Annotated in this window: 23 protein-coding genes and 1 tRNA gene; 11 read left to right on the top strand and 13 right to left on the bottom strand. The window is 59.3% G+C overall.

The features are described from left to right. Positions 1 to 14: 14 nt before the first annotated feature. The 4 genes from LB525_RS27320 to obgE form a co-directional block, all read right to left on the bottom strand. Positions 15 to 605 (bottom strand): nicotinate-nucleotide adenylyltransferase, encoded by a 591-nt coding sequence (locus LB525_RS27320; RefSeq protein ID WP_095767212.1) that lies wholly within the window; start codon positions 603 to 605, stop codon positions 15 to 17. A 247-nt stretch (positions 606 to 852) separates the two neighbouring features. Further along, on the bottom strand, positions 853 to 2,139 hold the full coding sequence (locus LB525_RS27315) for a glutamate-5-semialdehyde dehydrogenase (RefSeq protein ID WP_224549429.1): 1,287 nt from the start codon (positions 2,137 to 2,139) through the stop codon (positions 853 to 855). Positions 2,140 to 2,216: 77 nt separating this feature from the next. Further along, positions 2,217 to 3,356, bottom strand: coding sequence for a glutamate 5-kinase (gene proB / locus LB525_RS27310; RefSeq protein ID WP_224549427.1), 1,140 nt, complete (start codon positions 3,354 to 3,356; stop codon positions 2,217 to 2,219). Between the two features lie 5 nt (positions 3,357 to 3,361). Then, a complete protein-coding gene (gene obgE / locus LB525_RS27305; RefSeq protein ID WP_224549425.1) occupies positions 3,362 to 4,390 on the bottom strand; it encodes a GTPase ObgE in 1,029 nt (342 codons plus the stop codon). A 142-nt stretch (positions 4,391 to 4,532) separates the two neighbouring features. Here obgE and LB525_RS27300 point away from each other — a divergent pair, with 142 nt between their 5' ends. Beyond that, entirely contained in the window at positions 4,533 to 5,396 is an 864-nt protein-coding gene (locus LB525_RS27300; RefSeq protein WP_224549423.1) for an endonuclease/exonuclease/phosphatase family protein, read from the top strand. Between the two features lie 183 nt (positions 5,397 to 5,579). Here LB525_RS27300 and LB525_RS27295 read toward each other — a convergent pair whose 3' ends face one another. The 3 genes from LB525_RS27295 to LB525_RS27285 form a co-directional block, all read right to left on the bottom strand. Beyond that, positions 5,580 to 6,167: a GNAT family N-acetyltransferase gene (locus LB525_RS27295; protein ID WP_224549421.1), complete on the bottom strand. Its 588-nt coding sequence runs from the start codon at positions 6,165 to 6,167 to the stop codon at positions 5,580 to 5,582. A gap of 126 nt (positions 6,168 to 6,293) precedes the next feature. Further along, positions 6,294 to 6,563 carry a 50S ribosomal protein L27 gene (gene rpmA, locus LB525_RS27290; RefSeq protein ID WP_095767205.1) on the bottom strand — a complete coding sequence of 90 codons (270 nt, stop codon included), beginning with the start codon at positions 6,561 to 6,563 and terminating at the stop codon, positions 6,294 to 6,296. Positions 6,564 to 6,678: 115 nt separating this feature from the next. Further along, on the bottom strand, positions 6,679 to 7,377 hold the full coding sequence (locus LB525_RS27285; RefSeq protein WP_224549419.1) for a 50S ribosomal protein L21: 699 nt from the start codon (positions 7,375 to 7,377) through the stop codon (positions 6,679 to 6,681). 326 nt (positions 7,378 to 7,703) lie between these two features. Between LB525_RS27285 and LB525_RS27280 the strand changes: the two genes are divergently transcribed. Further along, positions 7,704 to 7,793 (top strand) — tRNA-Ser (locus tag LB525_RS27280). Between the two features lie 124 nt (positions 7,794 to 7,917). Here LB525_RS27280 and LB525_RS27275 read toward each other — a convergent pair. Next, complete coding sequence (locus LB525_RS27275; protein ID WP_224549416.1) at positions 7,918 to 8,919, bottom strand: PGN_0703 family putative restriction endonuclease; 1,002 nt, start codon at positions 8,917 to 8,919, stop codon at positions 7,918 to 7,920. 357 nt (positions 8,920 to 9,276) lie between these two features. On the opposite strand from LB525_RS27275, the gene LB525_RS27270 reads away from it, so the two are divergent. Next, positions 9,277 to 10,113, top strand: a complete 837-nt coding sequence (locus tag LB525_RS27270; protein WP_224549414.1) for a hypothetical protein — start codon at positions 9,277 to 9,279, stop codon at positions 10,111 to 10,113. Between the two features lie 1,477 nt (positions 10,114 to 11,590). Here the strand turns inward: LB525_RS27270 and LB525_RS27265 are convergent. From LB525_RS27265 to LB525_RS27255, 3 genes are read right to left on the bottom strand one after another with little or no spacing between them, the layout of a single operon-like run. After that, positions 11,591 to 11,947: a hypothetical protein gene (locus LB525_RS27265; protein ID WP_224549412.1), complete on the bottom strand. Its 357-nt coding sequence runs from the start codon at positions 11,945 to 11,947 to the stop codon at positions 11,591 to 11,593. A gap of 51 nt (positions 11,948 to 11,998) precedes the next feature. Continuing rightward, the gene (locus LB525_RS27260; protein ID WP_224549410.1) at positions 11,999 to 12,913 is read right to left on the bottom strand and encodes a hypothetical protein; all 915 of its coding nucleotides are present in this window, start codon (positions 12,911 to 12,913) and stop codon (positions 11,999 to 12,001) included. A 48-nt stretch (positions 12,914 to 12,961) separates the two neighbouring features. Then, positions 12,962 to 13,399, bottom strand: a complete 438-nt coding sequence (locus LB525_RS27255) for a hypothetical protein (RefSeq protein ID WP_224549408.1) — start codon at positions 13,397 to 13,399, stop codon at positions 12,962 to 12,964. Between the two features lie 296 nt (positions 13,400 to 13,695). On the opposite strand from LB525_RS27255, the gene LB525_RS27250 reads away from it, so the two are divergent. Together LB525_RS27250 and LB525_RS27245 are read left to right on the top strand one after the other, a co-directional pair. Then, positions 13,696 to 13,923, top strand: coding sequence for a helix-turn-helix domain-containing protein (locus tag LB525_RS27250; protein ID WP_224549406.1), 228 nt, complete (start codon positions 13,696 to 13,698; stop codon positions 13,921 to 13,923). A 117-nt stretch (positions 13,924 to 14,040) separates the two neighbouring features. After that, positions 14,041 to 14,619 (top strand): hypothetical protein, encoded by a 579-nt coding sequence (locus LB525_RS27245; protein WP_224549404.1) that lies wholly within the window; start codon positions 14,041 to 14,043, stop codon positions 14,617 to 14,619. On the opposite strand, the gene LB525_RS27240 is transcribed toward LB525_RS27245, so the two are convergent. Continuing rightward, a complete protein-coding gene (locus LB525_RS27240; protein ID WP_224549393.1) occupies positions 14,571 to 14,864 on the bottom strand; it encodes a hypothetical protein in 294 nt (97 codons plus the stop codon). The genes LB525_RS27245 and LB525_RS27240 overlap by 49 nt on opposite strands. Positions 14,865 to 15,163: 299 nt before the next feature. Between LB525_RS27240 and LB525_RS27235 the strand changes: the two genes are divergently transcribed. Genes LB525_RS27235 through LB525_RS27210 form a run of 6 tightly spaced genes read left to right on the top strand, consistent with a single transcriptional unit; the run spans position 15,164 to position 24,312 of the window. Next, positions 15,164 to 16,942: a DUF262 domain-containing protein gene (locus LB525_RS27235; RefSeq protein WP_224549391.1), complete on the top strand. Its 1,779-nt coding sequence runs from the start codon at positions 15,164 to 15,166 to the stop codon at positions 16,940 to 16,942. A gap of 49 nt (positions 16,943 to 16,991) precedes the next feature. Further along, positions 16,992 to 18,626, top strand: a complete 1,635-nt coding sequence (locus tag LB525_RS27230) for a type I restriction-modification system subunit M (RefSeq protein ID WP_224549389.1) — start codon at positions 16,992 to 16,994, stop codon at positions 18,624 to 18,626. Then, complete coding sequence (locus LB525_RS27225) at positions 18,616 to 19,926, top strand: restriction endonuclease subunit S (protein ID WP_224549387.1); 1,311 nt, start codon at positions 18,616 to 18,618, stop codon at positions 19,924 to 19,926. Before LB525_RS27230 ends, LB525_RS27225 begins: the two co-directional genes overlap by 11 nt. Next, on the top strand, positions 19,923 to 20,474 hold the full coding sequence (locus tag LB525_RS27220) for a hypothetical protein (RefSeq protein WP_224549385.1): 552 nt from the start codon (positions 19,923 to 19,925) through the stop codon (positions 20,472 to 20,474). The genes LB525_RS27225 and LB525_RS27220 overlap by 4 nt, the downstream gene beginning before the upstream one ends. 2 nt (positions 20,475 to 20,476) lie before the next feature. Next, complete coding sequence (locus LB525_RS27215) at positions 20,477 to 21,172, top strand: abortive infection family protein (RefSeq protein ID WP_224549383.1); 696 nt, start codon at positions 20,477 to 20,479, stop codon at positions 21,170 to 21,172. After that, the gene (locus LB525_RS27210; protein WP_224549381.1) at positions 21,169 to 24,312 is read left to right on the top strand and encodes a type I restriction endonuclease subunit R; all 3,144 of its coding nucleotides are present in this window, start codon (positions 21,169 to 21,171) and stop codon (positions 24,310 to 24,312) included. Before LB525_RS27215 ends, LB525_RS27210 begins: the two co-directional genes overlap by 4 nt. Positions 24,313 to 24,401: 89 nt before the next feature. On the opposite strand, the gene LB525_RS27205 is transcribed toward LB525_RS27210, so the two are convergent. Continuing rightward, positions 24,402 to 24,872, bottom strand: a complete 471-nt coding sequence (locus LB525_RS27205) for a hypothetical protein (protein ID WP_224549379.1) — start codon at positions 24,870 to 24,872, stop codon at positions 24,402 to 24,404. Positions 24,873 to 25,100 lie beyond the last annotated feature (228 nt).

Genomic DNA, 25,100 nt, shown 5'->3' with positions numbered 1-25,100 from the left:
GGAGAAGGGGAAGCTCATCTATCCTTCGCCGCCTTACGGAGCGCGGTGGAGGAGAGGGAGGAGCGCGGACCGTGGATGAAGGTCCAGGCCGGCGCCGGCATGCGGGCAAGCAGCGGCGCGTCGCCCTCGTCGATACGGGCATAGTCGAAGGTCTTGGCGACAACCGACGACAGGAAGGAGAGCGTGGCACCTGGACGGTCGATGACCGCGATCGGGAAGGTCAGCACGATCTCGCGCCAGCGCTGCCAGCGGTGGAAATCGCGCAATGAGTCCGCGCCCATGATCCAGACGAAATCCACACCCGGGTTGCGCGCCTTGACCAGGGCAAGCGTGTCGGCGGTGTAGCGCGCATGCTGCGCCGCCTCGAAGGCGGTGACCTTGATCTTCGGGTTCCTGGCGATCTTTTCGGACAGCTCGACACGCTCGGCGAGCGGCGCCAGTTCCCGCGCGCTTTTCAGCGGATTGCCGGGCGTCACCATCCACCAAAGCTGGTCGAGCGCGAGCCTTCTCAACGCGATCTCGGCGACCAGCGCATGACCGGCATGCGGCGGATTGAACGAACCGCCGAACAGCCCCACCGTCAGCCCTCTGGCGGCGTGCGGCATGCGGAGGTAGCGGGCGGGGACTGGCTGCTCAGCTTGGGAAAGCATGGTGCTAGGCGCCCCCCTCTGCCCTGCCGGCCATCTCCCCCTCAAGGGGGGAGATCAGATGTCGCCGCGACTTTCGCCAATCGCCGGCGTTGCAAGCCGAGCGCCGGCGCCGAAGCTGCCAATCTCCCCCCTTGAGGGGGAGATGGCCGGCAGGCCAGAGGGGGCGGCCTGGGCGCAAAGCCTCACACTCTAGCGGCAAGCGTCAAGGCCTCACCTGTCCAGACCCGCGCACGCGGTATTTGAACGAGGTGAGCTGCTCGACACCGACCGGTCCGCGTGCATGCATCTTGCCGGTGGCGATGCCGATCTCGGCGCCCATGCCGAACTCGCCGCCATCGGCGAACTGCGTCGAGGCATTGTGCAGCAGGATCGCCGAGTCGATCTCGTTGAAGAAGCGCTCAACCGCAGCCGTATCCTCGGCGACGATCGCCTCGGTGTGGTGCGAGGAAAACGTCTCGATATGCTCGATCGCGCCGGCGACGCCGTCGACCAGCTTCACCGCGATGACGGCGTCGAGATATTCCGTCACCCAGTCGGCATCGGTCGCCGGGCTGGCGTCGGCGAAAGCCTTCATCACCTCGGCATCGGCGTGGATCTCGCAGCCGGCGGCACGCAGCGCCTCCAGGATCGGCACCAGATGCGTGGCTGCCACCGCGCGGTCGACCAGCAAGGTCTCGGCCGCGCCGCAGACGCCTGTGCGCCGCATCTTGGCGTTGACGGCGATATTGACCGCCATGTCGAGATCGGCCGAGCGGTCGATATAGAGATGGCAGATGCCTTCGAGATGCGCGAAGACCGGTATCCGCGCCTCGGTCTGCACGCGTCCGACCAGGCTTTTGCCGCCGCGCGGGATGATGACGTCGAGATTGCCGCCGAGACCTTTCAGCATCTCGCCGACGGCGGCGCGGTCGGTGGTCGGCACCAACTGGATGGCGTCCTGGGGGAGGCCGGCGGCCTTCAGCCCTTCGACCATGCAGGCATGGATCGCGGCCGACGAATTGAGCGAGTCCGAGCCGCCGCGCAGGATCACCGGATTGCCGGCCTTTAGGCAGAGCGCGCCGGCGTCCGCCGTCACATTCGGGCGGCTTTCATAGATGACGCCGATGACGCCGAGCGGCGTGCGCACGCGCTCGATGCGGAGCCCATTCGGCCGGTCCCACGCCGCAATGGTTTCGCCGACCGGATCCTTGAGCGCGGCGATCTCGCGGATGCCGTCGGCCATCGCCTTGATGCGCGCGGGATTGAGCGTCAGCCGGTCCATAAACGAACCCGACAAGCCGGTCTCCTCGCCATTCGATGTATCGATGGCGTTGGCGTCTAGAATGACCTGCTCGTTGCGCAGGATGGCTTCGGCCACGGCAACCAGCGCATCGTTCTTGGCCTTGGTGGAAGCGACGGCCAACGGTCGGGCGGCGGCGCGAGCGCGACGGCCGATATCGGCCATCAGTGCCACAGTGTCTTCGCCGGACTTTTCATGCAGCTTCAGCATGGTTCATCCCTCCGCCCCATCTCTTTATTCCACGCAACCCGAACGGAAAACCGCTTCACACGTTTCCTGGAATTGCTCTAGTCGTCGGCCAATACTTGGTCGCCGGCAACGCTTACCACAAGGTCGTCGCGATGGATCATCGCCGATCGCGCCTCGTAGCCGAGCACGTTTTCGATCTCGGCCGTCTTCAGGCCTGCGATCCTTACGGCATCGGCGGCATCGTAGGCAACCAGGCCGCGCGCGATCTCGCGGCCCTCCGGCGACAGGATCGCCACCGTATCGCCGCGCGAGAAATTGCCGCTGACCAGCTTGACGCCGGCAGCCAGCAGCGACTTGCCCGACATGAGCGCACCGACGGCGCCGGCATCGACGGTGAGCCGGCCGGCCGGTTCGAGCTGCCCGGCGATCCAGGTCTTGTAACCCTTCACCGGATTGGCGCTCGGCCTGAAAAAGGTCGAGCGTTCGCCGCGTTCGATCGCCATCAGCGGCGACAGCCTGGTGCCGGACGTGATGATCATGGCGGTGCCGGCGGCGTTGGCGATCTTGCCGGCATCGAGCTTGGTGCGCATGCCGCCGCGCGACAACTCGGATGCGGCCGCGCCCGCCATCGCCTCGATGTCCGGCGTGATGCGGTCGACCACCGGGATGAACTTCGCTCGCGGGTCCTTGGCCGGCGGCGCCGTGTAGAGCCCATCAATGTCGGAAAGCAGCACCAGCAGGTCGGCGCCCATCATGGTCGCAACGCGGGCCGCCAGCCGGTCGTTGTCGCCATAGCGGATTTCGGAGGTCGCCACCGTGTCGTTCTCGTTGATGACCGGCACCGCCTTCATCTTGAGCAGGGTCGAGATCGTCGCGCGCGCATTGAGGTAGCGGCGGCGTTCCTCCGTATCGCCGAGGGTCAAAAGGATCTGGCCCGATTTCAGCCCGTCCTTGCCGAGCGCGTCCGACCAGGCGCCGGCAAGCGCGATCTGGCCGACGGCGGCCGCCGCCTGGCTCTCCTCGAGCTTCAGCGCGCGTTTGCCGAGGCCGAGAATGGTGCGCCCGAGCGCGATGGCTCCCGAGGAGACGACGAGCACTTCCGCGCCCGCATCGGCAAGCACCGCAATGTCGCCGGCAAGCGAGGTCAGCCAGGCGCGCTTCAAACCTGTCGCGCGGTCGACGAGCAGCGCCGAACCGATCTTCACTGTGATGCGCCGGTATGATTTCAGCGATTTCATGGGTCTTATCGCCAGCGCGTGTCGACAGGAGCCGCAACGGCATCGCGCGCTTCTGCGACCACCGCCATCAGCGCGCGCAGCACGGCCTCGACGCCTTCGCCGGTGACGGCCGAAAGCAGCATCGGCGCGCGGCCGGCGGCGCGCTTCAGCGAGGCCGCCTTCTTCTTGCGGGCATCGGCGTCGAGGATGTCGACCTGGCTGAGCGCCACGATCTCGACCTTGTCCGTCAACCCATGGCCATAGGCATCGAGCTCGGCGCGAACCGTCTTATAGGCTTTGCCCGGGTTTTCCTCCTGCGCGGAGACGAGGTGGAGCAGCACGCGCGTGCGCTCGACATGGCCGAGAAAGCGGTCGCCGATGCCCACGCCCTCATGCGCCCCCTCGATCAGGCCGGGAATGTCGGCGAGCACGAACTCGCGGCCGTCGATGCGGGCGACGCCGAGGCCGGGATAGAGCGTGGTGAACGGATAGTCGGCGATCTTCGGCTTGGCCGCGGTGACGGCCGCAAGGAAGGTCGACTTGCCGGCGTTGGGTAGGCCGACCAGGCCGGCGTCGGCGATCAGCTTGAGCCGGAGCCAGATGCTCAGCTCCTCGCCCGGCAGGCCGGGATTGGCGCGCCGCGGCGCCTGGTTGGTCGAGGTCTTGAAATGCTGGTTGCCGAAGCCGCCATTGCCGCCCTTGGCAAGCAGGAAGCGCTGGCCGACGACGGTCAGGTCGCAGATCAGCGTCTCATTGTCCTCGGCAAAGATCTGCGTGCCGGCCGGCACTTTCAGTGTGATGTCGGCGCCCTTGGCCCCGGTCATGTTGCGGCCCATGCCGTGCATGCCGGTCTTGGCCTTGAAATGCTGCTGGTAGCGATAGTCGATCAGCGTGTTCAGCCCGTCGACCGCTTCCGCCCACACATCGCCGCCGCGGCCGCCATCGCCGCCATCCGGCCCGCCGAACTCGATGAACTTTTCGCGCCGGAACGACACCGATCCGGCACCGCCATCGCCGGAACGGATGTAAACCTTGGCTTGGTCGAGGAATTTCATCGTTTCAAGTTTCTGCTATTGCACTTGCGGGATTGCTCTAAACCAAGGCAGAGCCGAGGGCGAGGCCGAATTGCGACTAAAGCGCCGGATGCCCTTTCGGCGCGCACGCGGTAGCACTGGCGGGGATTAAAGGGGCGCGGGAATGAAGATTGTTTCCTACAACATCCAATACGGCATCGGCCTCGACCGCAAATACGATGTCGGGCGCATCGCCGACGCCGTGCGCGGCGCCGACGTAATCGCGCTGCAGGAAGTGACCCGCAACAACCCGCGCAACGGCGACCGCGACATGGTGGCCGAGATCAGCGAGGCGCTGCCCGATTATTTTGCCGCTTATGGCAGCAATTTCGAGGTCAATATCGGCTCGCGCCTCGAGAACGGCCGCGCCATCTCGACCTCCTTCCAGCTCGGCAACATGGTGCTGTCGAAGACACCCATTCATCTGTCGCGCAATCTCCTTTTGCCGCGCAGCCGCAGCCTCGAGGCCATGAATTTCCAGCGCGGCGCGCTCGAAGCGCTGATTGAGACGCCGCTCGGCTTCATCCGCTTCTACTCCACCCATCTCGACCACCGCAGCCCGGTCGAGCGCCAGAGCCAGATCCGCTTCCTGCGCCAGCGCCTCTTGAACTATGCGCTCGAAGGCGGCGGCCTGTCGGGCATTCCCGAGATCGGCCTACCGGACCTGCCCTATCCGGAAGCCTTCATCGTCATGGGCGACTTCAACATGCTGCCGGGCTCGCCCGAATATGTCGAGCTCGCCGGCCGCCCGGACCATGAGTTTGGCATGCCGCTGACCGCCGATCTTGCCGTCGACGTCGCCCAGCACCTTGCCGTCGCCGACCTCGTCACCTGGGTCGACCCCGACCGCCCAGACGACAAAAGCCGCCATAAATGCATCGACTACATCTTCACCAGCGCTTCGCTGGCCAGATCGCTGAAGCGTCTATGGTCCGACCGGGACGCCGTCGGCTCCGATCACCTGCCGCTCTGGGCCGAGCTGGGCTGAATTCTGAACTCCCCCTCATCTGGCCGCTACGCGCCATCTTCTCCCCGAGGGGAGAAGAGGTTGGCGTCGGCGCCTACCAGCTCCTCTCCCCTTGGGGAGAGGTCGGATTGCTCCGAATTGCCCTTCGCAATTCGGCTGGCAATCCGGGTGAGGGGGCGCTTGCCCAGCCCTGTGAAGCAATCGTCAAAAATGAATCCAATTCCTCAGGCTCGTCCAGGTCTTCCTGTCGAGCCTGTAGCGCTCGACCGGCACCTGGCCCGCGACGATCGAGTTCAGCATGCCCTGGCCGGCATACTGGAAGCCGCATTTGTGGATGACCCGGCGTGAGGCCGGATTGATCACCCTTGTCGAGGCATGCAGCACCTGGATCGAGGTCCGCTGGAAGGCGAGGTCGACCAGGGCGTGCGCGGCCTCGGTGGCATAGCCGCGCTTCCAGTAAGGCTCGCCGATCCAGTAGCCCAGTTCCAGGCCACGATCGGTGGTGTTGAGCCCGGCGCCGCCGACGAAGGTGCCGGTATCCTTGAGCGTCAGGGCATAGACGATGCCGGCGCGGCGCGACGCCGCCATGGCGAGAAAGGTGCGGCCCTCGGCTTCGCCATAGGGATGCGGCATGCGGGCCAGCATTTCGGCGACATGCCGGTTGTCGGCCAGCGTGACGAGTTGCTCGAGATCGCTCTCGCGCGGGGCGCGCATGGCCAGACGCTCAGTGGCCAGCACAGGGCAATCGATCGCGTAACTTTCGTCTTCGGTGTCTTCCGCTTCGGCAACCATTTTAGTCCTCCAGGGCAAGAAAAAATGAAAAAGGAGAGAGGGCAAACCCATCTCTCCTGATCCTTTTCCTGGCCTGGCCAGACACCGGTTCCCGAGATGGGCGCCGGTGTTATGGTGCGGAACCGGCTACTCCGCTGCTTTGGTAATCGGGTTCACCGATACGTAGGTTCGGCCGTTGGCTTTCTTGTTGAAGGTGACTGCGCCGGCTTCGAGCGCAAAAAGGGTGTGGTCCGTGCCCATGCCAACATTGGTGCCCGGATGCCATTGCGTGCCGCGCTGACGAATAATGATGTTGCCGGCGATGACGGCTTCGCCGCCGAACTTCTTCACGCCGAGACGCTTGGAGTGCGAATCGCGACCGTTGCGCGACGAACCGCCAGCTTTCTTGTGTGCCATTTGACTAACTCCGATGCGCCCTGAGGCGCTTGAATGGTCTTATGAACGCGTTCGCGTTCCGTTTCAAGTGCGCACCGGCGACGATTGTCGCCGGGCCATCTTATTTCAACCTGCCTTACTTCTTCGCCAGTTCCTTGGCCTGCTCGCGCCAGTCCTTGATCTGGTCGGTGCTGAACGGCATGTGCTCGTCGATCTTGGCGACATCCTTGTCGGTGAGCTTGGCGAGCTGCGCGAAGGTGACGATGCCCTGTTCGGCGAGGTCCTTCGCCGCGACCGGGCCGATGCCCTTGATCACGGTCAGGTCATCCGGCTCGCCCTTCGGCGCCTTGAACAGCGGCGCGGCCTTTGCCTCTTCGCCGGAAGCGGCCTCAGACTTGGGCTCCTTCTTGGCCTTGGCCTCCTTCGGAGCGGCTTCGGCCTTTGCCTCGGCGGCGACTTCCGCCTTGGCTTCGGGGGCCTTGGCCTCTGCCTTGGCGGCGGCCTTCTTCGACGGCTTGGCGCCGCCCAGCAGGATCTCGGCGATCCTGACGGTGGTCAAAAGCTGGCGGTGGCCGATCTTGCGGCGCGAATTCTGGCGGCGGCGCTTCTTGAAAGCGATGACGGTGCGGTTCTTACCCTGCTCGACGACTTCCGCCGTGACCAGAGCGCCATCGACGAACGGCGCGCCGAAGGTGACATTCTCGCCCTCGCCATGCGCGAGCACATTGCCGATCTCGACGATGTCGCCGACCTTGGCTTCGAGTTTCTCGATCTTCAGGAGATCGTTGGCGGCGACGCGATATTGCTTGCCGCCCGTTTTGATGACTGCGAACATTTTTTGCCTTTCGCTGTTCGGTCGGCCTCGATGAGCCGCCTCGGGCGGTTCGGCCGTCTTTTTGTCAGTCTGCGGGTTCAAAAAACAAGCGGCGCGGAAGAGCCTCCACGCCGAATGCGGGCTGTCCCTAACCGAAGGTTGCGCCGGAGTCAAGGCAAGCGGCTTGTCGTTGGAGAGGCCGCGAGCGACGTTGCCGGCAAATATCGGTCCGTCCCGTCGCGATCGCTTTTCGCGCAAGCCGGAAATCGGTGGAATAGGGCCTTGTAACCGGAGCAGTCAGCCGTTATCTAGTGCGCCGCGCCGGCAACGGCCGACTATGACCTCGCGGAGAGGTGGCAGAGTGGTCGAATGCACCGCACTCGAAATGCGGCATACTCGCAAGGGTATCGGGGGTTCGAATCCCTCCCTCTCCGCCATACTTGGCCCGTAAGACACTGATTTTCCCCATTAATTGGCCCGGGTGGCTTGTCTTCCCCATGCCCTTCCCCACTACGGGGCGCTGTGCGGCTGGCGTAGGCTCGGCCGCACAGCATAGCCCTCCTAACCGAACTTTGAGTTTTCAGGGTCCCATTCGTCGATCAGGTCGAAGAGCGGACTGAAGTCGAGATAGCGTTCGCGCAGTTTGTCCGCCAGATCGGTGTCACCGCCGTCGGATATGGCGGTCACAATCGTCTCAAGGCTGACAGCGCTAAACGGCAGCGTATCGGCACATGAGGGTGCCAGATGCCCCCTGTAAGCGTCGATTGCCGTTGACATTTCGTGGTTGAATGACGGCGACACAATAACGAAAGCTCCACGATCGAAATGATGACGCTCGTGAACCATGGTGAAGCAAAGTGCGTGCTCGGCGAAAAATTGCCGGAGTGGCGCTTGATGCAGAGCCGTGTTCTCTGGATCAATGAACAGCTTCGAGCGGCGCGCCACGTCGAGGTGCCGTTCTTTCACGGGAGTTGACGTTCCGGGTCGGCACTCTGAGTACTTGACCTCGACGCCGACGAAGCACGACTTTCCGTCGTCACCGGTGTACGCGACCAGCACGTCCAGGGCTGTATGGTCACCGATGTAGGCCTCGTCGCCTCGCCCCGGCGAGGTCTCGAAATACACCCCATCGACCTGTTTGGCCTTGATCCCGAAGGCCTGCTTCAGAACCTTTTTGGACAGGGCAGCGTCCAACTTCAGAGCGCCGAACAGGTTGAATACGAGAGCCGAACTACTCAGCAGGTTTTCCCAGGCGCGGGCCTCATCGATCAGCGCGCCGCGCTCTCGATAAGCGATCTCTCGCCTAGTGAGCTTGGCGATGTCAGGCCGAAGATAGTTGACGCCGGCGCGTGCGGCAGTGGGCGCCAGCCGGCTTCCGAGTCGCCGAGAGACTTGCTGACCGTTCGTATAGCTCCCGACGCCAAAGCCTCTGCGCTCCCTCCATACGGATTGGAGCAGGCGTGCGCAGGACTGATAGCGCGTGTCGAGGGGCTCATGAACTTCGAAGCGCTCAAGGATTTCGCGGGGCGGGATCGGCAGGGTTGGCTTATGATAAGGTAGCATCTTTTCTCCTTCTCGCCATTTGGCGGGAGGGATTCGCCGATGTTCCCCATATGTCTACAGCAGCTGATCTGGAGCGGGCTAGGCGACCGTCCAGCCATCACGGTGCTGACGGCCATATGTGCCTTCAGTGTGATAGGCGCCACAGGGAATGGGCGCATTTTGGTGCTGGGACCGCTGGAACCCTTTGTGCCATCACCTTGCCACTTATTGGGAAGCTTCGTCGTGTCGATTTTGCCACACTCCGCAAACGATCGGAGTTTTAAGGCAAGAATTTCGCGTCAGCTTGTTATCTACCCCCCCGGCTGAACCCTATATGTCGCGCACCGGCCTTCGGTGCGCGAGCAATAGGAGACCGGCATGTCAGCCAAAATCAAGTCCAGTAGGTTCGACAACCGCCCTGCCCCCGCCGAGTGGGCAGAACTGCGGGGTGGACCCAAGAACCTTTACCTCCCTTTCAGCGGGATGCCAGTCAGTTCCAAAGGCAGCTCCTACATATCGGCGGCGGAACTCTTCCGAATGTACGACGCCGTACAGTTCGCCAATTGCTCTGGATGGCTGATGAACACTGAACTCACGATCGCTTTTGGCGGATCAGATGCCCGCAGCCGAAACGTCTTTCGTTCGTTTCTGGCGCGGTACCGCGCCTGGTGCGATTACCAGCAAATCCCCTGCGTCTACATCTACGTCTGGGAGCGGCCACCGAACACGCGCCTCCACACCCATCTCCAATTGCACATACCTGATAATGCCCAAGGCAAAGCCGCGAGTTGGGCTAAGCGGACTCTTGAGCTTGTCGATCCAATGTCTGGTGAACGCTTAGTGGCGGACAAGAAGCTTGTCGCTCGGAAATCAACGGACGTTGCGAGTCAGTGGGCATGGTTCCGCTACCTCGCCAAAGGTATCGATCCGACCATAGGCGTCCCGGGCGACGTGGAAGTTAAAGACTATCGATTTGCCCGTCGGTTTGGGATTGCGGGCCTTGCCCAGGGCGTCATTCCGTTCAAGCGGACCGGCCGATCTCTCCAAGTCTCCGATCAAGCACAACGGCAAGCCAGGACACGAGGCGAGTTCTACCGTGTCGGCATGATGGACTGGGATTCGACGTTTGAGGAAGCGTGGTCCGACTTTTGGTACCGGCAATTCCTAGCACGTAAAGAGCGGACTTACCTGTCTCCAGTATCGAGCTTTTTCTAAGCCTGGTGGCCTTTCTACGTTTTCCGGTCCAGCCACGAAAACGTAGAAAGGCACCGATAGAAACACAGACCCGCTTGCGTAAGCCGCTGTAAAGTCAGTTAAAAATGTCGAGCTTTATGGTATGCGCCGAATTTCGGCGGCCGACACTCGTTTTCTCTAGGAATTCGATGAATGCCTTTACGCCTTTACCTGGCTGTCTCGGTTGCCCGTCAACGTAGAACGTCCCTGTGCTCGGATAGAAGTTCGCATCGCCTAGCTTTAGATGATTGGGTCCGCAGTGCACGATCCTCCGACCGACACTGCCGGCCCATTTTTCAAGCTCGCGCGTTGCCTCGGCGATCCGGTCACTGATGGGGTAATCTGACGCTGACATGGGTCCCTTTCCATTAGGCGAATTCCGCCATTTGCCAGAGAGTTTGTTATTGATAATGAAGATCGAATTGATAGTGGTTCAGTTGGTGCTGTCTTTAAGAGATGGTCGCTTTCCTCGCCCCTGATAACCGGCTGCCGCAACCCTGGAGTCTATCCCCCTCGCCTCGTCTTCTAGAGCGGCAAGCCAAGCAACGGCGCTCGACCACAACACCAGCCGCCGTTTGCCAATCTTCGCAGAACGGAGGCGGCCAGCGTTGATCTCCCGATAGGCGAGCGTCCGCCCAATTGATGCCCATTGACAAAATTGGTCGATCGTCATGGCGCCCCGTGGCGACGAATGTGCTTCAGCTGACATGCCTTGCTCCCAAGCTGGTGGTTTCGCGAGGCCATAGGGAGTTGTCAGCTGCGCTGTAACCCGCCGATCACACGCCATCTTTTTCGTCGGGAAGTGTAAATTCCTCGGAGCCTCAAACGTATCTACTCAGGGAAGTCGTCCCAGCCGCAACTTGGCACGGGCTACCTAGCTGGATTCCCGTAAACCTCATGACGAGAGCGGTTCGAATGAGTGACCTCAACTACCTCGCTGGCCAGATCGGCATTTTCTGGTTTGTAAGATGGAAGGCCGACCTCCGCCTTTTGGCAGCGTCATGCCCAGTCGGTGACGGAGAACCATACGGTGACATGATAACCTATGGCATCGGGCACTACGCCACCTGGAACAGCTGGCGTCGGTCCCGAAATGCGCGCTTGGAACGCGCTATCGCGAACGCCTTCGAATATGAGGAATGGCCCCGAGGGCGCGTTTCCTTTGACACCAAGAGGAAAAGGCCTTTTCTGCTTTGCGACGCAAAGGTAATGACGGGCGATCCCATCGGCCTCGTTTCATCTCGATTCAATATATCGGTTGACAATCTGATGACCGGTACAGACCCCCACTACAAGAGTACCCTGAACCTCGAAAATGTTTAAGCCCCGGGTCGGCGAAAATGGGCTCAAAATCGGCCAAGCGGTGGGCTGTAGGAGGCGGGAATGCCGAGCGCGGTCTTGGGGACCCGGGAAGCGGAAACGAGCCCTGGCGGGCTCTATTTTCTCAGGCGCGGCGGCCTTATTCCGGGGCGATCTCCACAAAAGGCTGAAACCCCAGGTATGACGATCCGCCCTTAAGGTAGTCGCCGTACCAAGCCTCACACGGCAGCTCATCCATGAGCTTGTTATTGTCGTCAAACCTCAAGCCGCTCTCCTCTGAGGCGTATTGGGCGTCGAACACGTTCGGATTCGACCTATATGTCTTAGCCAGAAATTTCCTCCCCGCAGGCGTCAACTTGAAATGACAATAATCAGCGACGAACTTGAGTTCGCCACCGGCAACAGGACCCCTGTTCTCGCCAGCGAGCGCAGCAGTTGCGGTGAAAAGCGCAACAACCAATCCAGCAAAACCTTTCATTTCTCCCCAACTGCTCACGCCTACTCCTCTCCTACAGTGGCAGTTCACCAGTCGCGCACGGCTGTCTTCCTATTTGAATTTGCAAATGCCAGAAGCCACCTTCTTGCCATTGGCAAACAGCGATAAACTTGTGGACGACGAATCTGCTAGCCACTGTACCTTCGCACCAGGCCAAGGTTCATCCAGCACAAATATTCCGTCCGCAGCTTTGATTTCGTAAGATAGGGGGTTAAGGAATTTGGCCCTTAGATCACCGTAAAAGCCCTTCCCGCCGGCAAACAACATGCTTTTGTAGCCTTCTTCCCGATTCAAAAAGGGAACTAACGTCTTCTGGCACATTGCCGGCCTATTTGCGCACATGGCCTCCCAAACCGTGCCTGGTTCCGCCACGTGGCCCGTATACGATACAACGCCCTTGAAGGTGATCGTCGCGATGCCGTCAATCTCGCACTCGCTCTGTTCGTCAAAATCTCGAACCGGTATCGGGTTTGACGCAATTCCGATCGTCAATCCTATCTCGCGCTCACTCGTTCCCCTGAAGAGAGAAATGAGGGTTTGAGACTTTCCGGTGGAGTAGAGAACAGCCTCCTTCCCCTCAAGCTTGAACTTCGTTGAGTTATATTTCTGGCCAAGGTCGGATACCATTCTCTGAAGTTCCGGCCCAGCAATTTCCCAATCTTGCGGTTGGCCACCTGGTTTAAATGTTTCAGTATATCTGGCTGAGCTGACACAATAGTCTACTGCAACGTCTCTCGAAACACGCGCTCGGCCAAGCTGAACGTTATAGGGCTGCGCCAATTTCCCAAGCAGTAACTGAGCGGTCTGCTGACCGCTGATGAGTGCCTCCGTTTTACAGCCATCAAGGCTTCTCAGAATGTTAGTTGGATCCTTGCGGGGATCCAATGTTTGAGAGAGTGCGGAGGGTAGTTGGGTGACAGAAAGAGCTACAGCCAATGCTGAGTACGCCACCCGCCGATTGCCCATCGCCGCTTGTCCCCCCATTTTTCCGCAGACCATAGTGATAAAGCTTTCTCAGTGGTCTTTACGAGCCATGATGGACCAGAAAAGCACCAGCAACACAAGAAGCACCAGCGAGAACGCCAACTGAACGGCAGTGAGAAATACCCCAAACACCACGTTTGTTTTGATGACATTCAAACCGAGCGCTGCGATCCCAAATGTCGCCGCCAGAACGGCCACTAGAACCTCTCCGTTTCCCGCCGCGCCCTGTGCGTTGTGACTGACCCAGGCCAGAATGGTGAGGCAGATAACCGAAAGACACGACAGCGCAACGCCGCCTAACATATCGCCTGCGGTTAGGCCGTATCGGCCACAGAGTCTGAGGGTCCACACCAAACTGATGGCCAGCGTGGCAATTGTGGCCACCCAGTATGCCGCCTTCCAATTCGGCAGAAAGTCGTTCGTGACGCTTTCATAAAAAAGATACGTCCCAAAAGACAGCATCGCCATCAGGAGTATCGAGCTGATGGTTCCACCGAATGGAACTCCTTCGCTGGACTGTCCAGACAGTGGCCCGCTTAGCGTGGGTTGTTCCCGGTCCGACATTTCGACTTCGCTCCTAGATATTGAACCCTGCGGCACTCACTACTGCGCGCTCCGACGTGGCCCAGGCTATCGGTTCGTAGACGGAGCTTGTTTGAGACGGATGCCGAGGCTCTTTACGCGGTGGGATGGGTAGATCGAAACAGCGGAATACATATTATAGTTGATACCGGCAGGCAACGATTTCCGCAACGCAGATGCGCATGGATATGCGCGCGCTCGTTGGAGATAACTTTGCCCGGCTCCGGCGGGAAAAAGGCCTAACACAGGAAGAGGTCGCGGCCCGCTCGGGTTTCAGTCAGCAGTATTTAAGTGGCTTGGAGAAGGGCAAGAGGAACCCGACGGTTATCACTCTCTTTGAGCTCTCCCAGGCCATCGGAGCGAGCCCCCTTGATCTGCTGATGCCTGGTGATGAGCAGAGTCGTCGATAGATTTCCATCCCGCCAATGCTGATGGAGCGTGCATTCTGGGTGCCGCTAGAGCGGCAGCCGCTGCATTGCTTATCGGGATTGTGACGGCGACGACACAAACCCTAGAGTGGGGACGCCATGATCGCCATACGAAACCTCCCACAGCATCTCTATGGTGCGCTAATGACGGTCGAAAATCGCGAATATCCCGGTGAACTAGCCTCGCCGCAGCAGGTTTACGAGCTGGCGGAGGAATACCGCAAGGCAGCGAACCTCCTCCTTCAGCTCGGCCGACCGGGCAAGCCACTCACACGAGCCCCGTTCAGGCTATCGGCAATCCATGCGATAGAACTCTATTTGACTGCGCTTTTGCTCCACAGTGGGCACAACCCCAACCAGATACGCAAAATGCAGCACGACCTGTCTGAGCGGACGGAATATGCCTTGGAGGCGGGTCTGCGCCTTCGCGCGAAAACCGCCAACCATCTTCGGTCCGTCAGTCGGAACCGGGAATATCTCATCACCCGCTACGGTCCGGAACTGGCAGCAACCGCCTCTCAAATAAACCGCCTCACCGCCACCCTTGAGGAGGTGGCGGCAAAGGTCACGGTTTTGATCGGGTTGTCTCCCAAATTGCAGCAGGTAGCCCCAGCTGCCGGCCGTGAAGATCAAGGCCCAGAATCAGCGACCTCGTTGTCAGCGGCGACTGCCAAATGAACAACATGATGCACCAGGAATACATCAACAAGGTACGCGGCCTCGTCCCGTGAAATGGGCAACATGTCCGCAGTGATTTCGGTATCGATATAGCCTTCGGGATCCCAAAGGGCTCGAGTCAGTTCCTCGTTGGCCGGTTCAATCCGCTCAATAATCCTTTCGAACGCGGCGTTTGCGGCATCGACAAGCACGGTTCGGTCAGCCCCAGCGACTGGCAGGGACGCAATAACGGCATGGGTATCCATGACGAACGTTTCCTCTTGGAAATGGCGGTCTCTTACCTCAGCATTTTCGGTCGCCAGGCCGATGCTGGTTCTTGAGGGGGTGGCTCATCCAAGCGCCAGGCGCCACCTTATGCTCACATGCGTAGCAGCAGGATACGCAGGAATTCGGCGGATGCAATCCAGAGCGAGAGGACTCCCAGAAAATTGCGCGGCCTCGAAGGACTAACATGTCTTGCCGCTAACGATCCTCATTTTCCGAGTTGGCCAGACGGTATTGGACCGCTAGTGTAGCGATTCAACAACGAAGAAGCTGGGGGCTCATGTATAAACCGGGAGGCACCATCGCCGAGGCGCTCGGCCGTATTCAGACGAAAAGCTACGTGTTGCCTGCAATTCAGCGCGAGTTTGTCTGGAAGCCAGAGCAGATTGAACGGCTGTTCGACAGCCTGATGCAAGGTTATCCCTTCGGAACGTTTCTGTTCTGGAAGGTGGAGGCTGCGACCAGTGGAAAGTTCAAGTTCTATGACTTTGTCCTGAACTACCATCAGCGCGATGCAGCTCACTGCCCGGAACTCGGAAAGCTCCATCATCAGAGTGTGACCGCGGTCCTGGATGGGCAGCAGCGCCTCACGGCGCTGAACATTGGCCTTAGAGGCTCGATGGCGATCAAGCAGCCTAACAAGTGGTGGACAAATCCTGACGCTTTTCCCCTCCGCACGTTGCGTATTGACCTTTTAGCTCCATCATCGCCCGATGAAGATGGCGTTCGGTATCGATTCAAGTTTCTGGACGACGGGCAAGTCGCCCGCGATGAGGGTGCCCACTGGTTCAAGGTACCGAACATTCTCGGTATGGAAGACGGTCCAGCGATGCTGGAGTCGTTAATGGAGCGCGGCCTCAGTGGTGAAGCTCTGAAGGGGGCTTATGCCATACTCGATCGGCTCCACCGTGTGGTCAACTCGCACAATCTGATCAACTACTACGAAGAAGAGACTCAGGACCTTGAGCGAGTCCTCAACATTTTCATCCGGCTCAATTCGGGTGGCACGATCCTTTCCTACTCCGACCTGCTGCTCAGCATTGCTGTGGCCCGGTGGAAACAGGTCGATGCGCGCGCAGAGATACACAAGCTGGTCGATGAACTGAACCGCATCGGAACAGGGTTCGCTCTGAGTCAGGACTTCGTCCTTAAGGCCGGCCTCATGTTGGCGGACATCGCATCCGTGGGGTTCAAGGTAGAGAATTTCACAACTGAAAACATGCTCGCGCTAGAATCCAACTGGCTCTCGATTCGGTCGGCTCTGGTCCGGACGGTCGAACTGGCCTCCAGTTTCGGCCTGAACGGGCAGACGCTGAAGGCCGATAGCGCGCTTTTGCCGATTGGATACTACCTCTACAAGAAGGGCGCTCCTGGCAACTACGTGACTCACAGCCAGTTCGCTAGTGACCGCGAGGCGATCAGAGGCTGGCTTGTGAGATCAATCGTCAAGGCCTCCGGCATTTGGGGAAGCGGTCTCGACACTCTCTTGACGGCCCTTCGAGAAGTGATCCAGGCAAACGATCCTGGAGCTTTCCCTGCGGAACAGCTGCGACAGGCTATGAGCCAACGCGGTAAGTCTCTGACCTTCGAGCCCGCTGAGATTGAAGACCTCGTCCATATCGAATACGGCGACAAGCGAACATTCCCACTGCTCTCTCTGCTGTTCCCGTTTGTAGACCTTCGCAATCAGTTCCACGTCGATCACGTCTATCCGATTTCCAGGTTCACTCCGAGGCGGCTGCAAAACCAGGGATTCGGGGAGACCGAGGCCGAGGTCCTAGCCCGCCACGCGAACACTCTGCCAAACCTGCAACTGCTTGAAGGTGCAATCAATAATGAGAAACGAGCGACAATGCCGATGGCTTGGCTTGCGGCACACTTGCCTGATGCGGCATCGCAACTTCAATACCGCACCTTGCACGAACTGGGCGAACTTCCAACCGATCTGCAGGATTTTGAATCCTTCTACGCCGCCAGGCGAGACCGCCTCCGAATTAAGCTGACCGAAATGCTCGGTGGTCCGGTCTCAGCCTCGGCGCCACCCGTCGCTGCCGAATGATAGATTCGACTATTCAGCCGCAACCCACATCTTGAAGTCAGGAATACCAGTGCCACGAGGACGTAAACCTGGGACGAAGACCGCGACTCCGAAACCGGAAAAATCGGCGCCAGCAATCGAGACGACGCTCTGGGCTGCCGCCGACAAGCTACGCGGCAACATGGACGCTGCTGAATACAAGCATGTCGCACTCGGCCTGATTTTCCTGAAGTACATTTCCGACCGGTTTGACGCTCGTCGCCGGAAGGCGGAGGCCGATCCTGAGGAACGCGCCTTTCTTGATGATCCGGAAGTTTTTCGAGACCTTTGCCTCGGTGACAACATCTTCTTCGTTCCGGATCGCGCGCGTTGGGACTTCCTGAAGGCGCACGCTACCAGCACGAAGCCCACTATCGGGGAACTGATCGATCAGGCGATGATCGATATTGAAGCCGAGAACGCTAGCCTGCGTGGCGTTCTCACGAAAAACTATGCGCGTCAGGAATTGGACCAGACCAAGCTTGGCGAGGTCCTGAAGCTTTTTTCCGATATCAAGTTCGAGGATTCTCATCAGGGCCAAGACGTTCTCGGCCGGGTGTACGAATATTTCCTTGGCGAGTTCGCTAAGATGGAAGGCAAGCGCGGCGGGCAGTACTACACGGCCGGGTGCGTGGTTAAGCTGCTGGTAGAGATGCTGGAGCCGTTCAAAGGCCGCGTCTATGATCCCTGTTGTGGGTCCGGCGGCATGTTCGTCCAGTCAGAACGCTTTGTCGAGGAGCACGGCGGCGGCCTCAACGAAATCTCAGTGTATGGCCAGGAGTCCAACGCTACGACGTGGCGGCTCGCCAAAATGAACCTTGCCATACGGGGCATCGAGGCGAACCTTGGTTCCAAATGGGCGGACACCTTCCATGAGGACCTTCACAAGGGCCTGATGGCGAAACACGTCCTCGCCAATCCGCCTTTCAACGATAGCGACTGGGGCGGCGAAAAGCTGAGGGGCGACGTCCGCTGGAAGTATGGCGTGCCCCCCGCCGGCAACGCCAACTTTGCCTGGCTCCAGCACATCATCTACCATCTTGCGCCCGATGGATACGCGGGCGTGGTGTTGGCCAATGGGTCACTTTCGAGCCAGCAATCCGGTGAGGGCGACATACGCCGCGCTATGATCGAGGGCATCTGGGACCCGACTGCCAAGGTTATGCTTCCTGGTCTCGTCGACTGTATTGTGGCACTCCCCGGGCAACTCTTCTCGACTACGCAGATTCCGGTTTGCCTCTGGTTCCTCACCCGCGACAAATCCAACGGCCTCTCGCGCGACAAGAAGCTGCGCGACCGCACGGCGGAAATCCTTTTCATTGACGCGCGCGAGCTAGGCACAATGGTCTCACGCACGCTGAAGGAACTGACCGACAAGGATATCGCCAAGGTCGCCGACACATACCATGCCTGGCGCGAGGTCGGCGGACGCTACGCCGACGTGCCAGGCTTCGCGAAGGCAGCCACCGTCAAGGAGGTGGCTGATCAGGGTTACGTGCTAACCCCGGGACGGTACGTGGGCACGCCAGCCGCAGCTATGGAAGATGAGCCCTTCGAAGCCAAGATGACGCGGCTGACCACCGCTTTTCGCGAGCAGATTGCCGAGGGCACGGCACTCGACGAGCGCATCCGCAAGGCGCTTGCTGGGGTTGGCCATGGCTGGTGAGTTATCCCGTCAACGCGTTAGCGACTTGATATCGCAAAAGGTACTCGCAATCGGGGATGGGTACCGTGCAAAAAACTCGGAGATGAGTCTTGCAGGTATACCATTTGCAAGAGCAGGTAATATCGATGGGGGCTTTTTATTTAATGACGCCGACCTCATCGATATCTCGTCAATTCCTGTTCCTAAAGAAAAACTAAGCTATCCAGGCGATACCGTTTTTACGTCAAAGGGAACTGTTGGCCGCTTTGCGTTTGTAAAACATGATACGAGGCAATTTGTATACTCACCACAACTTTGCTATTGGCGTTCACTCGATAAAAATTTGATCGATCCAAAGTATCTCTATTATTGGCTCTCCGGTCCCGAATTTTATGCTCAATACAAGGGTGTCTCCGGTCAAACCGACATGGCAGAATATGTCAGTTTGGGTGATCAGCGCCAAATGTGGATTTCCCTGCCTGATCCCGCCGACCAGACGGCAATTGGCGAAGTGCTTGGCTTGCTCGACGACAAGATTGATGTGAACCGACGCATGGCCGCTACGGTGGAGGAGATGGCGGAGGCGGTCTTCAAGAGCTGGTTCGTGGACTTCGATCCCGTCCATGCCAAGGTCGAGCGGCGGGACCCCCGCCTCGCAGCAGACATCGCCGCCCTCTTCCCCGACCGCTTTGATGGAAATGGTGTTCCGGAGGGGTGGACCAATGCGCCACTCCTCCAACATGCCCGCCTAATTTCCGGAGGCACCCCCAATACGGATGAGCTTGCATATTGGGACGGGCCTATATCGTGGGCAAGCGCAAGGGACGTGAGCCAGTGCCCCGATCGGTTTCTGATCGGGACTGAGCGAACCATCACACAAAAAGGTCTCGATGAAAGCGCCACGCGTATGGTCCCGGCGCTCTCGACTGTTGTTGTTGCACGGGGCGCCACCACAGGCAGGCACTGTCTGTTTGGCCGCGAAATGGCGATGAACCAGACTTGTTACGCACTCAGTTCAAGCAATGAAACGCCTTTCTGGCTGGCTTGTGCTTTCTCGCGCTTGGTTGATGCATTAGTTCGAGGCGCACACGGTTCCGTTTTTGACACGATCACCACTACCACGCTCGGGACTGCGCGCGTCGTTGATGGGGGGCAGGCATTAACGGTCGCCTTTGAAACTTCGGTGGCACCTATGTACCGGCGGATACTTGGTCTGGTTCAAGAAGCCTCCAAGCTCCGTACGCTCCGCGACACGCTACTTCCCAAACTCATCTCTGGAGAACTGCGCATAAAGGACGCCGAGAAGGCGGTCGCCGCATGAACGAGCGCAACCTCGATCTTTCCTGGGCCATCTTCTCGGATCTGCCTGACGAGCCTGAAACCAGATACGGCGCAATGCTGGTAAACTGGAACGGTCAGACCGGCCGGACCACCTATGACATGGCGCAATCCTACAAGACGGCCGCTTTCCGGCTGCTTGACGAAGCAAGCAGGTACAACGAGTCCTGGGAGAGTGTCGATCCGATCCTATTCTGCTTTCGTCACGCCCTTGAGCTTTCCATGAAGGCAATCCATCGCGGACCAGTGAAGCGAAGCCATGGACTCCAGGAGCTGGCGGCCCACCTGCACGAACGCCTTGTCGGCCGTTATCAACAGTCCCAGTTGGACTGGCTTAGAGATCGCGTATGCGAGTTCGACACTGTCGATCCTCGTTCGACAGCGTTCAGGTACGATAACGTCGCCAACGCCAATGTCGCGTCGGAGGTATGGGTGGACTTCGCACAACTCCGGCGCATCATGAACGCAATCTTTGGCGCACTCGACAAGATTCGGCTCGACGACTTCGAGCGCGTCAGGGAGGAAACCTGACGATGCCTTACTCGCTCCAGATGCTTCGCGCCCTGCTTGACGCGCACCCTGACCGGGCGGAGCCTCTTAGGATTCACATAGAAGCTCTGGAGCGCAGCATCGAGAGCCAACCAGCCTTCTGTCTACAAAGTGTACGGACGCTCTTCGAAGCGGCGCATTCGACGATAGCGCCGAGGCTCGGGATCGAATTCGCCAGGAATGATGGTTTCCCGGGCCGGATGCGCGGCGTGATCGATGCCATGGATTTCTCTCTTTCGAACCATCCAAACGCAGCCGAGATCAACGAACATATCAAGTCGCTCACGAAAGGAATTGACGACGTTGCGGTCGCGCTGGCGAAACTTAGCAACGTGCCCAACATGCGCCATGGTGGGTCCCTGGATTGGGGAACGCTGCAGCGCCAGCATGCCCTAATGCTGGGCGGCCTTTGCGACAGTCTTGTCGCTTTCCTGTTCGATGTCGCGTGGAGCCGGGTGCTCTCGGAACCCGAGCAGGAAGATATCGAGACGTACGATGCCCATGCCGACTTCAATGAGTACCTCGATAACGAATACGAGATGGTTGAAATTGCCGGAGCACGTTTCCGGCCTAGCTATGTGCTCTTTCATCTCGACGAGACAGTATACGATGCGGCACGCATCGACTGGGAGGCGGAGCGAGCGAACGAACGTCAGCCTAATACCGAGATCGCGGCATGAGCGAGCGCTACACGCTGCCGACAGAAGTCCAGCGCCTTGAACTCGCCGAAGAAGCCGTCGAACTCGCGGCGCTATCCTGGTTCGAACTAATCGGCTGGAGGTCAGTTCCCGGAGACTTTCTGGCACCCGACGGCCCAATGGGCGCCCGGTCTGACTATCGACAAGCAATTCTCGAGCCAGAACTTCGAAATGCAATCGCCAGCTTAAATCCGGACGCGACTGCTGCAATGTTAAACGCGGCCATCCGGACGATCATGGCCATTCCCAGTCAGGACCTGATCGAGAACAATAGGCTGTTCCATTCCTTCCTGGCCTCCGGTGTTCCCGTCGAGATCAACGAGCGTGGAGAAACGAGGACCATCGGTCTACGAATCCTTGATCGTGAAAATCCCTTGGGCAATCGGCTTCTCGTTGCAAACCAGTTCATTGTGAAAGGGGACCGAGGCGTAGTTCGCACTGACCTGACGGCGTTTATTAATGGCCTGCCGGTTGCAATACTTGAGTTCAAGAACCCGACCAGCGTGAATGCCACGCTGGAGAGGGCGCATACCCAGCTGAGGAACTATGCGGACAAGTGTCCGGACCTGTTCCGCCCAAACCAAGTTCTTGTAATTAGCGACGGCATGAAAGCCCGCATCGGTTCTCTGACTGCGGAGCCAGATCGGTTCGCCCCTTGGCGCACGATCGGGGGGACGGAACTGGACGACACAGGCCGGTCTGAGCTTGAAGTGCTGATCCGAGGCGTTTTTGCGCCAGAACGATTCCTCGACCTCATCGTCGATTTTGTGGCTTTCGAGATGAAGGGGGGAGCCGTCCGATCGAAAAAACTGGCCGGCTATCATCAGTTTCATGCCGTGCGGAAAGCGCTGGCGTCTACCGTGGCCGCTTCGCAGAAAGGTACGCGAAAGGGCGGCGTCGTCTGGCATACGCAGGGATCTGGCAAATCGCTGACCATGCTCTTCTTCGTCCGTCAGCTTCAGCTGGCCAAGGCGCTGAAGAATCCAACGATCGTCATGGTCACGGATCGCAATGACCTGGATGATCAGTTGTTCGGCACCTTCGCGGACCACGGCGCGGCGCTCCGTGGGACGCCGCACCAAGCCGAGACGGCCGAAGACATGCGCCGGCTGCTCTCGGTGGATATTGGCGGTCTCGTGTTCACTACGATCCAGCGGTTTCGCGGTGAGGATGGAAAACACCCGCTGCTGACAGATCGCAGCAACGTCATCGTGATTGCCGATGAGGCTCATCGGACCCAGTACGGCTTCAAGAAGCGGTTTGTAGAGCGGGACGGCGAGATTCGAGAAGCCGTGGGATTTGCCGACTATCTTCGGCAGGCTTTGCCAAATGCTACGGCCGTAGGATTTACCGGTACCCCGATCGAAGAACGAGATCGCGATACTTATGGGACCTTCGGCGACGTCATAGACACCTATGACATGACCCAGGCCGTCAAGGATAAGGCGACGGTTCCAATCCACTATACCGCACGGCTGGCTAGGCTGCATCTGTCCCTGTCCGACGACGACCGGACCCAACTCGACACGCTGGCGGAGGAACTCGCGGAAGGCGAGGACGCTGCGGTTGAGCGTATTAAGGGCAAGCTTACCCGGTTTGAGGAGATCGTCGGTGCTCAGGATCGGATTGAAGAAATTGCGGCCGACATAGTGGCGCATTTTGAAAAAAGACAGGAGGCGATGGCCGGCGGCAAAGGAATGATCGTCACGATCAGCCGTAAGGTCGCTGTGACGCTCTACGATGAAATCGCCAAGTTGCGTCCGGATTGGGTTGCTGTCGATACGCGCGATGACGCCAACGGTATGCTGAAGGTTGTCATCACAGGAAATCGCTCGGATGATCCGGCAGCGCTTCAGCCGCATCTTCGAACGAAGTCGCGCCTTGAAGCGCTTGCCAGTCGGTTCAAGAACCCTGCGTCTGGTTTCGACCTAGTCATTGTCCGCGACATGTGGCTGACAGGGTTTGATGCCCCGTCACTCCATACCCTCTACATAGACAAGCCAATGCGCGAACATGGCCTGATGCAAGCGATAGCTCGCGTCAATCGTGTTTGGGGGGATAAACCTGGGGGCCTGGTTGTCGACTACTTGGGGATCGGAGCCGAGCTAAAGGCAGCACTTTCTAAATACACGCAGGGTGACCGCGACCAAGTTCGCATGGATGCTGACGAGGCTGCTGGACAGACGCTTACAAATCTCGAAAGCGCCTTGGCTTTCCTGGAGGGAGCTCCTTGGCGCTCCTTCTTCGGGGCAACTCCCGCGCAGCGTCTTACGCTACTCAAGCAGTGCCTTGAGCACCTGCTGGCAAATCAGCGGCGTGAAGCCTTCATCGACGTGGCCTTAAAGCTGGAAGTCGCCTACGCAATTAGCGCGGGCGACGAGCGGGTCTCGACGAAGCGGAATGAGATAGCCCTGATAGCTGCCCTGCGTGCAAACCTCGTTAAGTACACGTCCGGTGGTGGTCGCAGCCGATTTTCGGTTGAGCGAGACATACGTCAACTCCTTTCCCGGGCGGTTATGGCTGATGGGATACTCGACGTATTCCAGTCCGCTGGACTTGAGCAGCCCGACCTTTCAATCTTTTCCGAAGAGTTCCTTGCTGAGGTGCGCGGAAGCAACCAAAAGAACTTGGCGATCGAGACCCTTCGCCGGCTGCTCGCTGACGAGATAAGATCACACGCTCGGACAAACATCGTCCAGTCGACAAAGCTGAGCGAGCGCCTGGACGAGACCCTCCGACGATACCACAACCGCGCGGTCGATAGCGTGCAGGTGATCGAAGAGCTGATCGAACTCGCCAACGAGATTCGGGACAATGCAGCACGCGCTCGGGAACTAGGTCTCTCTGAAGAGGAAATAGCATTCTACGAGGCGCTGGCGGAGAACGGATCAGCAAAGGAACTGATGGCGCACGAGACCCTCCGAACCCTCGCGCAGTTGCTTGTTCAGACCATACGGGCCTCGGCCACGATTGATTGGACGCGGAAAGAAGGTGTCCGCGCCAAAATGCGCATCGAAGTGCGAAAGCTGCTGGCTCGATATGGCTATCCACCCGATCTCCAAAAGGCGGCCGTCGATCTCGTCGTAAGGCAGGCTGAGACAATTGCGGCTGACTGGGGGTAAGATCGCCTAGTTCATCTCGTTGCGGATCGATACCGAAAATGAGGGGCGGACGGGTCAACGCTGTCCGCCCCTACGCTGTCCGCTGCGAACTACCAGCCCGCCTCATGATCGATACGGATTTCGTACTGCCTGACGAAGTCCTTCAGACCAACCGAGGAGAGGTACCCAACGAACGCGATCTTTGCGGCAGCAAGGGCCGCAGCGACGCGGGCCATGGGCTCCGGGGAAGGCGTCGCAATGCCGGTTGCTATAGCGGCAGCGGCAGCGACTTCCAGAGCCTTGGCGATCTGGTTCTTTAGCGCTTCGTCCGCTTCCGGTCCGGTCACGCGAAGATAGAACTTGTGCTGGAGATTTTCGTAGGCATGGCCGATGCATATCTTCGCGCCTGGCCAGGGCTTTGCCCATTTGACGCAGCGCAGGCGCCATTCTACCGGGCTACCAAAATGAGCGATCTTGCGCTCAACTATCACGCGGCTCTCAGCGTGTAAGGATTGGATCTGTGCGCCAGTTACCGTAGCCATGACGCTCAAGCCGGCAAGGGCTTTGAAAAAGCTCTTCATGTCTTCTCTCCAAGGTACGTCGCGGACCGGCATTGGCCCGCGATACACCTCGGTTTTCACTTGCCGAGATCAGCATCACGAGACCCCTGGCGGCCTCGCCCAAGGGCAGTCACCATGTGGAGTACAAAGGGCGGAAAGACTAACCGACTGGTCTTGCGGGGTACCTAAACACGACTATGCAGGCCGGTACCCCATTGGGCCAGTTGACCAATCCCCACCCCTTGCTTC

This window comes from Mesorhizobium sp. CA16, assembly GCF_020165175.1.
Lineage (GTDB): Bacteria > Pseudomonadota > Alphaproteobacteria > Rhizobiales > Rhizobiaceae > Mesorhizobium.
Note: the sequence above shows the minus strand (reverse complement) of the source record. Positions and strands in the feature narration are given on the sequence as shown.